This window comes from uncultured Clostridium sp. (assembly GCF_934754915.1).
GTDB lineage: Bacteria > Bacillota > Clostridia > Clostridiales > Clostridiaceae > Clostridium.
The window spans coordinates 1-10,981 of sequence record NZ_CAKVKB010000111.1; the positions used below are offsets into that span (position 1 = coordinate 1).

12 protein-coding genes are annotated in these 10,981 nt (G+C 28.8%); all 12 read right to left on the bottom strand.

Annotated elements, in window-relative coordinates:
* Window positions 1–108: 108 nt before the first annotated feature.
* The 12 genes from spoIID to Q0F58_RS14210 all read right to left on the bottom strand — a co-directional run bounded on the left by spoIID (window position 109) and on the right by Q0F58_RS14210 (window position 10,254).
* Window positions 109–1,176: a stage II sporulation protein D gene (gene spoIID, locus Q0F58_RS14155; RefSeq protein ID WP_294377824.1), complete on the bottom strand. Its 1,068-nt coding sequence runs from the start codon at window positions 1,174–1,176 to the stop codon at window positions 109–111.
* 125 nt (window positions 1,177–1,301) lie between these two features.
* Entirely contained in the window at window positions 1,302–2,564 is a 1,263-nt protein-coding gene (gene murA / locus Q0F58_RS14160) for a UDP-N-acetylglucosamine 1-carboxyvinyltransferase (protein ID WP_294377828.1), read from the bottom strand.
* 21 nt (window positions 2,565–2,585) lie between these two features.
* On the bottom strand, window positions 2,586–3,227 hold the full coding sequence (locus tag Q0F58_RS14165; protein WP_294377831.1) for a hypothetical protein: 642 nt from the start codon (window positions 3,225–3,227) through the stop codon (window positions 2,586–2,588).
* 278 nt (window positions 3,228–3,505) lie between these two features.
* A complete protein-coding gene (atpC, locus tag Q0F58_RS14170; protein ID WP_294377833.1) occupies window positions 3,506–3,904 on the bottom strand; it encodes an ATP synthase F1 subunit epsilon in 399 nt (132 codons plus the stop codon).
* Window positions 3,905–3,918: 14 nt separating this feature from the next.
* On the bottom strand, window positions 3,919–5,310 hold the full coding sequence (gene atpD, locus Q0F58_RS14175; protein ID WP_294377836.1) for a F0F1 ATP synthase subunit beta: 1,392 nt from the start codon (window positions 5,308–5,310) through the stop codon (window positions 3,919–3,921).
* 16 nt (window positions 5,311–5,326) lie between these two features.
* A complete protein-coding gene (gene atpG / locus Q0F58_RS14180) occupies window positions 5,327–6,175 on the bottom strand; it encodes an ATP synthase F1 subunit gamma (RefSeq protein ID WP_294377837.1) in 849 nt (282 codons plus the stop codon).
* A 174-nt stretch (window positions 6,176–6,349) separates the two neighbouring features.
* Window positions 6,350–7,861, bottom strand: a complete 1,512-nt coding sequence (atpA, locus tag Q0F58_RS14185; RefSeq protein ID WP_294377840.1) for a F0F1 ATP synthase subunit alpha — start codon at window positions 7,859–7,861, stop codon at window positions 6,350–6,352.
* Window positions 7,862–7,871: 10 nt separating this feature from the next.
* On the bottom strand, window positions 7,872–8,411 hold the full coding sequence (locus Q0F58_RS14190) for a F0F1 ATP synthase subunit delta (protein ID WP_294377842.1): 540 nt from the start codon (window positions 8,409–8,411) through the stop codon (window positions 7,872–7,874).
* A 2-nt stretch (window positions 8,412–8,413) separates the two neighbouring features.
* The gene (locus Q0F58_RS14195; RefSeq protein WP_294377851.1) at window positions 8,414–8,893 is read right to left on the bottom strand and encodes a F0F1 ATP synthase subunit B; all 480 of its coding nucleotides are present in this window, start codon (window positions 8,891–8,893) and stop codon (window positions 8,414–8,416) included.
* A 57-nt stretch (window positions 8,894–8,950) separates the two neighbouring features.
* Entirely contained in the window at window positions 8,951–9,166 is a 216-nt protein-coding gene (gene atpE / locus Q0F58_RS14200) for an ATP synthase F0 subunit C (protein ID WP_294377845.1), read from the bottom strand.
* 42 nt (window positions 9,167–9,208) lie between these two features.
* The gene (locus Q0F58_RS14205) at window positions 9,209–9,877 is read right to left on the bottom strand and encodes a F0F1 ATP synthase subunit A (protein WP_294377847.1); all 669 of its coding nucleotides are present in this window, start codon (window positions 9,875–9,877) and stop codon (window positions 9,209–9,211) included.
* 17 nt (window positions 9,878–9,894) lie between these two features.
* A complete protein-coding gene (locus tag Q0F58_RS14210) occupies window positions 9,895–10,254 on the bottom strand; it encodes a hypothetical protein (protein WP_294377849.1) in 360 nt (119 codons plus the stop codon).
* Window positions 10,255–10,981 lie beyond the last annotated feature (727 nt).

Consider the following 10,981-nt stretch of genomic DNA (forward strand, 5'->3'; position numbering starts at 1 on the left):
ATTTTAAATGCATTTTAAATAATAATCAATTGTTTCTTTCTATTTTTTTATAATAATTAACAAAAAAATAGAAATGTTAAACACAATAACACTTCTATTTCTTAATATTCATTTATATATGATTGTATTTATTTCAACATCTTTATAATAATGTTTAAGTATATCAGTATACCCATATCCTTTTTTAGCCATTGCATTAGCTCCCCATTGACTCATTCCAAGACCATGACCATATCCTTTGCATTTAAATATAAGATTGTCTTTTTCAAATTCAATAGTAAAGTTAGTAGAATTTAATCCTAATATTTTCCTAAATTCTACTCCAGTGATATTTTTATTGCCTACTCTTATCTCTTTTACTCCTCCTCCTGATGTATTACTTTGTATTTCCAAGTTGTTTTTAACATTATTCTCAAATAATTCTATATCTTTATATTTTGCTTTAATTTTATTTAAAAATTCATTAATAGGTATCTTTAATGTTGTTTCATATTTAGGCGCTATTTCTTCTCCATTGCTTTCAATAGATTTTAAATAAGGTATATCCTTTGAAAAAACATCAATTGCATCTTCTGTTCTTCCAGAACTTACTGCAAAAAATTGTGGATATTCCAATACCTTTCCATCATATGTTAAAACTTCTCCTTTAGTTTCTTCAACAGCTTGGTCTATTTTACTCCAATTATTTTCAGCCTCATTTTTACTCCATTTTAATATTCTCTCACTTTTATCCATATAAACTTGACAATTTGTACTATCACAAATTTCTGCTCCTTTATTTTGAGCATCTTTACATGGATTTACCCTTTTATTAATATAATACGTTCTTGCTGATACTGCTTGTGCTTTTAATGCTTCCTTATCAAATGCAGCTGGCATTTCACTTGCAACAACTCCTTTAATATATTCTTCCAGCTCTAATTCTTCAACAATTCCTTTCTCTCTTCTATATAATTTAACTTTTCCATTAGTCGGAAATTCTATCTCTTGATTTTTATCTATATCATTTTTATTTAAATTGAATATAGATGAATGTACATTTTCATTACCATTACCCTTCAAAAAAATTAATGGTAATGAAATCATCATTATAATTATAAATACAGTCATTATAATCAAATATTTAAAATTGTCATTTATCCTTTGTACACTATTCTTTTTCTTAATTATTTTCATAATATGATTCCTCCAAAAACATTTACTATAATTATATGTCTTTAGTGTTATATTATGATTATGTTATATTGCATATAAAAATAAGTTATCTCAAAATATTTACTCTATATTTTGAGATAACTTAATTATTCATCAATCCTATATATCTCTGCTCCCAACTTTCTAAACTTTTCTTCTATATTTACATATCCTCTGTCAATATGGTATACATCATTTATTTTAGTTTCACCTTCTGCTACTAATCCTCCTAATATCATAGCTGCTCCAGCTCTTAAATCAGTGGCCTTAACTTGACACCCTGTAAGTTTTACCACGCCTTCAATTATAGCAGTTCTTCCATCAATTTTTATGTTTGCTCCCATTCTTTGAAGTTCAGCAACATGCATAAATCTATTTTCAAAAACAGTTTCAGTAACTATACTAACTCCCTTTATAATAGATAACAAACTCATCATTTGAGCCTGCATATCCGTTGGAAAACCTGGATATGGTAACGTTTTAATATCTAATGGATTTTTTTCTTTTTTACCATCTACTATTATTGAATTATTACTATATTGATCGAATACAACCCCAGCTTCTTTCAACTTTTCAATTAAAGATCTTAGATGTTCTTCATTTACTCCATTTATCTTTATCCTGCTATTTGTAATTGCTGCTGCTATCATAAATGTTCCTGCTTCTATCCTATCATATATAGGAGTGTACTTTATTCCTTTTAATGTCTTTACTCCTGTTATTGTTATCTTTCCTAAACCAGCACCTTCAATTTTAGCTCCCATCTTATTCAAAAAATTTGCTAAATCCCATATTTCAGGTTCTTCGGCTGCATTTTCTATTATAGTAGTCCCTTCAGCTAAAACTGATGCCATAATTATATTTTCTGTTGCTCCAACAGAAGGAAAATCTAGGTATATTCTATTTCCAATTAATTTTTTCCCTTTAACTTGAACAAAACCATGTCCTTTAATAATATCTGCTCCTAATGCCTTAAATCCTTTCAAATGAAGATCTATAGGCCTACTTCCTATATTACACCCTCCAGGCAATGATAATTTACAATATCCAAATCTCGCAAGCATAGGCCCCATAATGAGAAAAGATGCTCTCATTTTTCTAATAAGTTCAGCATTAGCATCTACTGTGGTTATATTTTTTGTATTTATAGTTAATTTATTAGTAATACTAGAAATATTAATATCACAATTAAGTTCATTTAGTAGTTTGCAAATTACTTCAACATCTTCCAACATAGGTGTATTATTTATTGTTATTGGCTCTGGACACAATATAGTTGCTGCAATTATAGGTAAAATAGAATTTTTAGCACTACTTATATTAACTTCACCTTTAAGTTCCCTTCCACCTTTTACTACTATTTTCTCCATATTATCCTCCAAATTTAATTGCTAGTATGTTACAAATATTATTGGTGTACCAATAATTATATAAGCTCCAGTATCATAATTACTTACAGCAAAATTTACTTTTTCACCATCATTACAATATCCGTTCCCTGTATACCCATTGTTTAAAGTAAGTATATTGACATTATTAATGATTTTATTTATACATTTACCATATTCATTCTTCTCATCAGGTGTTATTTGTCCTTTATAGTATCTATAGTGTTGTATATTATCGACTCTACATTCAATTAAATCTTTAAACATATTTGCCAATTGCTCTGTATTACAAGACTTATTACTATTTATTGCTGTTAAAACAACATAAGTATATTGATTATCATTCCATAAATCCACTTTTATTTTTATTTCTTTTTCATCAAAAGAAATTTCATTTTTATTAATTTGATAGTTATTTACAACAAAATTACTTTGTATATATTTACATATTATATCTCTTTCTTGTTTAATTGAATTTTCAGTTGTATACTGAATCTTAATCCCATTTTCTACAAAGCTGCTATCATTTTTACACCTTATTTCTAAATCTTTGAAACAACAGATCTTCATATTGTCAGTTGAAACAGCTCCTATATTAAAAAAAGATAGGAACACAAGAATCAACATGCTTATATTTAATTTCATCTAGATTCCCCCCACTGATTCTATCTTTCTTAAATTATTGTCACTATTTCATTTTTTATTCCATTAATCAATAAAACTTTATAATAATATTATATAAATACCATTGAATTTTGTGATTATATATGTTTTAATAATAAAATTACATTTTAACTAAAAAACTTTAATAAACTATCAATTGAACATTTCTAATTTAGAATATATATTGAATTGTATTAACTATGCCAAAACTAATAAAAGTGTGATTATATTTTTAAAATCACACTTTTATTAATAAATTTTTATTTTCTAAGTTTTAATCTTTCATTTGCTCTCAATAATGAAAGTTTAACTCTTTCCTTATCAAAAATATCTGGGGACATAATCTTTTCTTCAGCTCTCTTTTTAGCTTCTTCTGCCCTCTTAAAATCAATATCCTCTGCAAATTCCGCTGCATCACTACAAATAATAACTTGACCTTTTACAATATTCACAATTGCTGTTGATATAAAAAGCTCCTTCTCTTCGCCTTTTTCATCAACAAACTTTGTTATATTAGGAATAGTACTTGTTATCATGTTTTCATGATTAGCCAAAACTTCAAATTCACCATCAATGTTTTTTAAGAATACTTTCTCAACATTTCCTTCATAAACATTGTGACTTGGCGTAACTATCTTTAGTAAAAAGTTATTAGCCATACTCTAACATCTCCTTACTTCAAAGTTTTAGCTTTTTCTATTACGTCATCTATTGTTCCTGCCCACAAGAATGCTGATTCTGGTATATCATCATACTTGCCTTCAAGAATCTCTTTAAAGCCTCTTATTGTTTCTTTTATTGGAACATATTTTCCTTTCATTCCTGTAAATTGTTCACCAACAGTAAATGGCTGAGATAAGAATCTCTGAATTCTTCTTGCTCTTGCAACTACAGCCTTATCTTCATCACCTAATTCATCAACACCTAAAATAGCTATAATATCTTGTAGTTCTTTATATTTTTCAAGAACATTTTTGACTTCTGTAGCTACTCTGTAATGTTCTTCACCAATTATTCTTGGATCCAACATTCTTGATGATGATTCCAATGGATCTACAGCTGGATAAATACCAAGTTCAACAATACTTCTAGATAAAACTGTTGTTGCATCTAAGTGAGTAAATGTTGTTGCTGGTGCTGGGTCAGTCAAGTCATCAGCTGGAACATAAACAGCTTGAACTGATGTAATTGATCCATTAACTGTTGATGTAATTCTTTCTTGAAGTGCCCCCATTTCAGTTGCAAGTGTTGGTTGATATCCAACAGCAGAAGGTGTTCTTCCAAGCAATGCTGATACTTCTGATCCTGCTTGAGTAAATCTAAATATGTTATCTATAAATAATAATACATCCTGACCTTTATCTCTGAAATATTCTGCCATTGTAAGTCCAGTTAATGCAACTCTCATTCTAGCTCCAGGTGGTTCATTCATTTGACCAAATACTAAAGCTGTCTTGTTTATAACTCCCGAATCACTCATTTCATGATATAAATCATTACCTTCTCTTGATCTTTCACCAACTCCAGTAAATACTGATAATCCACCATGCTCTTTTGCTATATTGTTTATTAATTCTTGAATTAAAACTGTTTTACCAACTCCAGCTCCTCCAAACAGACCTATTTTTCCACCTTTTTGGTATGGAGCAAGTAAATCTATAACTTTAATTCCTGTTTCAAACATTTCAGGTTCTACTGCTTGATCTTTAAAGCTTGGAGCTGGTCTATGTATAGGATATGACTCCTTTGCATTAATCTCTCCTGCATTATCAATAGGCTTTCCTAAAACGTTGAATAATCTTCCTAAAACTTCTTCACCTACTGGAACAGAAATAGGTTTTCCTGTATCAATAGCTTCCATTCCTCTTTTTAATCCTTCAGTAGCTTCCATTGCTATTGCTCTTACAATGTCATCACCAACATGTTGTTCAACTTCTGCTACTAAGATGTGTTCTCCCATATTTATATTAATACCGTTATATAAATTTGGAAGAGAATCTGAATCAAACTTTATATCTATTACTGGTCCAATTACTTGAACTACTTTTCCCATCTTTTCAGGCATAATATATACCTCCTTACTATTTTTGAGCTTCCGCGCCTCCAACAATTTCACTTATTTCCTGTGTGATCATGTATTGCCTGATTCTATTGAACTTAAGATTTAATGAATCCAATAAATCATTAGCATTACTTGTAGCACCATCCATAGCAGTCATTCTTGAACTCTGTTCACTGCATTTTGAACTTAACATAATGCTTCTTATTTTTGCTTTTAAATAAATTTCCAAAGAATCATTAAGAACGCTTTTTGCATTTGGTTCAATAATACATTCTTCAGCATCTCCATCATTTTTATCAATAGGTAAAATCTTAACGCACTTAGGAACTTGTTTTATTGGCGAAACGAAATCACAATATACCACATTTACTTCACTTATTTCTTTATCTTTATATAATTTAAGAGCTTTTTCAAAAATTATTTTGGCTTCTTTTATAGTTGGTATATCTGAAATATCTACAAATTCAGCAATTGGTTCAAATCCAGCTCTTTTAACATAGCTAAGTCCTCTTTTCCCAACTACAATAATTTTGGCATTACCTCTTTCATTTCCTATTACATTTTCTAAGTAAGACACTACACCAGCATTGAATCCACCACATAATCCTGACTCCGATGTTATTACAATATATAACTTATTTTCAACATTACTCTTATTAAAATAGATGCTTTCAGAATCAGTAACAGTTGCTGCGAGATTCTTTATAATAGTTTCTATTGAATCAATAAATTCTTCATTTACTAATAATTCTTTTCTAGATTTTCTTAACTTAGAAGTGGCAACAAGTCCCATGGCATTTGTAATTTTTCTTGTGCTTTCTACTGACTTGATTCTTCTTTTTATATCAAGTAATCCGGATGCACCCATGTCTTCCACCTCCTACAATCTGATTAACAGTAAATAATTAAACATAAAATCCCGTAACTGGGATTTTAATTATATTATTTATTATTGTTATTTTATCTTAATTAATGTAGAAATCTCTAAAGACTTCTACATTAATTATAATTCTGATAAAATCAATTTAATTAAAACAGTTTACTATTCTTGTAAAAATTCCTTTTTAAATTCAACTATTGCTGATTCAAGACCAGATTTAATATCATCTGTTAATGTTTTTTCAGTAATTATAGATTTACCAATTTCTCTATGGTGAGTATCCATAAATTCTAAAAATTCTCTTTCAAACTTTCTAATATCACTTACTTTTACATCTGATAAGAAATCATTAATTGTAGCATATAATATCATAACCTGTTTTTCAACATCTAATGGTTTATATTGATCTTGCTTTAATATTTCCATTAATCTCTTACCTTTTTCAAGTCTTCTGCTTGAATCGCTATCTAAATCTGAACCAAATTGTGCGAAAGATTCAAGTTCTCTATATTGAGCAAGTTCAAGTCTTAATGTACCAGTTACCTGCTTCATTGCTTTTATCTGTGCACTACCACCAACTCTTGATACAGATATACCAGGGTTAATTGCTGGTCTTTGTCCTGAATTAAATAGATCAGATTCAAGGAATATCTGTCCATCAGTAATAGATATTACATTTGTTGGTATATATGCACTTATATCACCAGCTTGAGTTTCTATTATAGGAAGAGCAGTTAATGAACCGCTTCCAAGTTCAGCAGATAATTTTGCTGATCTTTCAAGTAATCTTGAATGTATATAGAATACATCTCCTGGATAAGCTTCTCTTCCTGGTGGTCTCTTAAGTAATAGTGACATAGCTCTGTAAGCTACAGCATGTTTAGAAAGATCATCATATATTACTAATACATCTTTTCCTTCATGCATAAAATATTCACCAATACTACATCCTGCATAAGGTGCAAGATATTGAAGAGGTGCAGATTCTGCTGCTGTTGAACTTACTACTATACTATAATCCATTGCGCCCATTTCAGTTAATGTATTAACAATATGTGCAACTGTAGACTGCTTTTGACCTATAGCTACATATATACATATTACATCTTTACCTTTTTGGTTTATTATAGTATCTATACCTATTGCAGTTTTACCTGTTTGACGATCTCCAATTATAAGTTCTCTTTGTCCTTTACCTATTGGAATCATTGAATCAATAGCTTTGATACCTGTTTGAAGAGGCTCATTAACTGAGCTTCTATCAATAATACTTGGTGCTGGAACTTCTATAGGTCTAGTTTTATCAGTCATTATAGGTCCTTTTCCATCAATAGGTTCTCCAAGAGCATTTACAACTCTTCCTATCATTGCTTCACCAACTGGAACCTGAACTATTTTTCCTGTTCCTTTTACAATGTCTCCTTCTTTTATTCCTTTTTCAGCTCCTAAAAGAACACATCCAACATTATCCTGTTCAAGGTTAAGTGCCATTCCATAGACATCGTTAGGGAATTCTAATAATTCACCTTCCATACAATCATCTAATCCATAAACTCTTGCAACACCATCTCCAACTTGGATTATAGTACCAGAATCTACTGTTTTAATTTGCTTTTCATATTTTTCAATTTCTTTTTTTATAATAGAAGTTATTTCTTCTGGTTTAATATTCATGGATTCACCTCTATTTCTTTCTAAGCATTAAATCTTTCATTTCATCTATTTTTGATTTAACAGTATCATCAATAACATCATTTCCGATTCTTACATAGACTCCGCCTAAAACTTTTTTGTCCACTTTGTTTTCAAAAATAATATTCTTGTTATACTTTTTCTCAAATATATCCTTTAGAGTATTAAACTCATTATCTAAAAGAGGTACTGCTGTCTTTATTACCCCTTTTAATGTATTTTTTCTTTCGAGATCGATTTTCTCCATCTCATTAAGTTTTTCTCTAAGATAAAGTATTCTATCCTTCTCTATTAATATCAACAAGAAAGATAATAGTTCTTCATCAATTTTTCCTTTGAATATATTTATAAAGATTTGTTTCTTTTTTCTTGTGTTAATCTGAGGATGACGTATAACTTCATAAAAATCATGATTATTTTCTATCAAATCACATATTTCTCTTAAATCTTGAAGATATTCGTCTACTTTTCCTTTAGATTCTGCTACTTCATAAAGAGCCAATGCATATCTACGATCTAAATATTCATACATAATTACATACCTACCTTAGCAATAAAATCACTGATAAGTTTTCTATGTACATCTTCATCAATGCTTTCTTCTAAAGCTTTAACTGAAAGTTCTACAGCTAAATCAACAGCTTGCTTTTTAACTTCATATTCAGCTTTTTCTCTTTCTCTTTCAATTTCTACATTTGCTCTTTCTATCATTGCTTCAGCTTCTACTTTAGCATTTTGAACTATTTCTTCGTAAATTTTATCGCCCTTTTGCTTTTGTTTCTCAGTTATTTTCTTTCCTTCTGCTTTAGCTTCTTTTAAGATTCTTTCATTTTTTAATAAATACATTCTTGCTTTTTCAGAATCTTCATCTGCTTTCATTAATTTTTCATCAATGCTATTTTGTCTTTCTTCTATAACATCTTGAATTTTACTCCAAAAAAAGTGTTTTAATATAACAACCAAAATAACAAAGTTAATTAATGTAAATATAAGCGTTGAAATGTTAATATCTATATCCATCTACTATCTATATCCTCCCTTCGGAGTCAATGCACTCAACTCATATTATTATTATTTACTCATTACCATGATTGCTACAATCAAACCATATATTGCTGTTGCTTCTGCAAGACCTGCACCAATGATTAAAGCTGTTTGAATTTTACTTGCTGCTTCTGGTTGTCTTCCGATTGCTTCTGTAGCCTTTCCTGTAGCTATTCCTATTCCAATACCTGCTCCAATTCCTGTTAATACAGCTATACCTGCTGCTAATGCTCCAATACTCATTATCAATTCCTCCTAAAATTCATCTTTAAATTAATATTATTTTTAATGTTCTGCTGTTAACTTTATCTGAATCATAGTTAACATTGAAAATACAAGCATTTGAATTGTTCCATCAAACAAGTCAAAATAGCCATGTACTATTATAGGTATTCCTATTGCAAAATGTCCTAGCGCTTCATACACCAAATCAACTAATATAGTTGCTGCCAGCATATTACCAAAAAGTCGAAGAGCTAAAGATACAGGAAGCATAACTCTTTCCATTACATTAATAGGTGTCATAAATGCAAAAGGATGTGCATATCCTATAAGATATTTTCCAAATCCATTTCTCTTTATAGCGGTATAATGGATAGTAACAAAAGTAGTTATTGCTAAACCTACTGTTACGCTTAAATCCTGTGTTGGAGGCTTTATTCCTATAAGCCCCATAAAGTTTAAGAAAATTAGATAAACCATCAGGCTTCCTATATAAGGTACAAAATTCAAATAATTTTCACCCATTGTACTTGATACTACAGATTTTACAGTATCATAAATTTTTTCAAGGGCTGCCTGTTTTTTATCAGGTTTTTCTTTTAAATTTCTTGTTAACAGAAATGACCCTATGCCCAGTATAGCTATTATTACCCATTGCACTACTACACTTGTAGTAATATCTAGAGTAAATGCTCCAAAATCATGGGAATATATAATTGGGCTCTGTTCCACTTTAAACACTCCCCTTCCTATTTATTTTTTACTATGCATGAAATACTAGTTATAACAAGATGTGAAATAAATCCAGCAAGATACAAAGCAATTAACTTAGTATTATTTACTAATGGGATAGCTAACGCGACCACAAACATGATCCTTGCAACAGTTATAAGAACTGTTAATGTACTACTAAAATTTTCTTTAAATAAGAATCTATTAGTAACATAATAACTACATATAAAATTTAACATCCCAACAGTTACACCTAAAAAGTAAATCATTGCATTTAAAAACGAGGAAAATAATACTATCAATAAAGATATCAATATTCCACTTCCTAAATCATATTTTACCGTATGTTGAAGAAGTTTATTCATCTCTTTACTCATACATACCTCCTGTCTTCAATATCAGATATTATATATCCTTGCCCATCGTTAATTAAAGTACCGTTTTTGATTAAATTTGTTCCTTTTTTTTTATTTTTAGAAACTATCTCTCCTTTTCTTCAAATTGCTTAACTAATATTAGTTATTATTCTTATTTCCTCCATTTTTGAATAATTAAATTATATGTTATTTAATTATCAGAAAATTTAATCATTTGAATAATTTTAGCTTTTTTGCTGATAACATTTTCATAAAATATTTTTTTCATTTTTCCTTTGATTATACATAAATTTTAATATAATTATGTATTTTTTGTTAATATTCACTTTTATTCTTAAATTTATACTAGTGAATACAAAAAGATAATCTTATTCAATAATTTATTTATTTTTTATTACGATTTTCTTAATTTTGGATTAAAAAATGCTTTCTATCACTGCATTACAAAGTACAGAAAAACTCTTTAAACTATGTATTTATAACTCTTACATGATTAAATTAGAAATCTTGCAATTTTCATATCACATTTTTTGTAATATATTATATATACATATTTTTCAATATATCAAATGCATTCATAAATTTTATTATTAAATTACATATTCTATAGGAAATTTGCTTAACAGATTATGTATTTCTTTTATATATAAAAAAATAGTGGCTCCACAACTTACTTCATTGATAGCATTTTAATAACTTCATATCTCAAACTCTATTAAATTACTAA

Coding starts and splice junctions, on each gene's coding strand:
- atpE (WP_294377845.1), bottom strand. CDS start 9,166: ATGAGTATTGGAGCATTAGCAGCAGGTATAGCTGTATTAACAGGAATT.
- spoIID (WP_294377824.1), bottom strand. CDS start 1,176: ATGAAAATAATTAAGAAAAAGAATAGTGTACAAAGGATAAATGACAAT.
- atpA (WP_294377840.1), bottom strand. CDS start 7,861: ATGAATATTAAACCAGAAGAAATAACTTCTATTATAAAAAAAGAAATT.
- atpG (WP_294377837.1), bottom strand. CDS start 6,175: ATGGGTGCATCCGGATTACTTGATATAAAAAGAAGAATCAAGTCAGTA.
- atpD (WP_294377836.1), bottom strand. CDS start 5,310: ATGCCTGAAAAGATGGGAAAAGTAGTTCAAGTAATTGGACCAGTAATA.
- Q0F58_RS14210 (WP_294377849.1), bottom strand. CDS start 10,254: ATGAGTAAAGAGATGAATAAACTTCTTCAACATACGGTAAAATATGAT.
- murA (WP_294377828.1), bottom strand. CDS start 2,564: ATGGAGAAAATAGTAGTAAAAGGTGGAAGGGAACTTAAAGGTGAAGTT.
- Q0F58_RS14165 (WP_294377831.1), bottom strand. CDS start 3,227: ATGAAATTAAATATAAGCATGTTGATTCTTGTGTTCCTATCTTTTTTT.
- atpC (WP_294377833.1), bottom strand. CDS start 3,904: ATGGCTAATAACTTTTTACTAAAGATAGTTACGCCAAGTCACAATGTT.
- Q0F58_RS14190 (WP_294377842.1), bottom strand. CDS start 8,411: ATGTATGAATATTTAGATCGTAGATATGCATTGGCTCTTTATGAAGTA.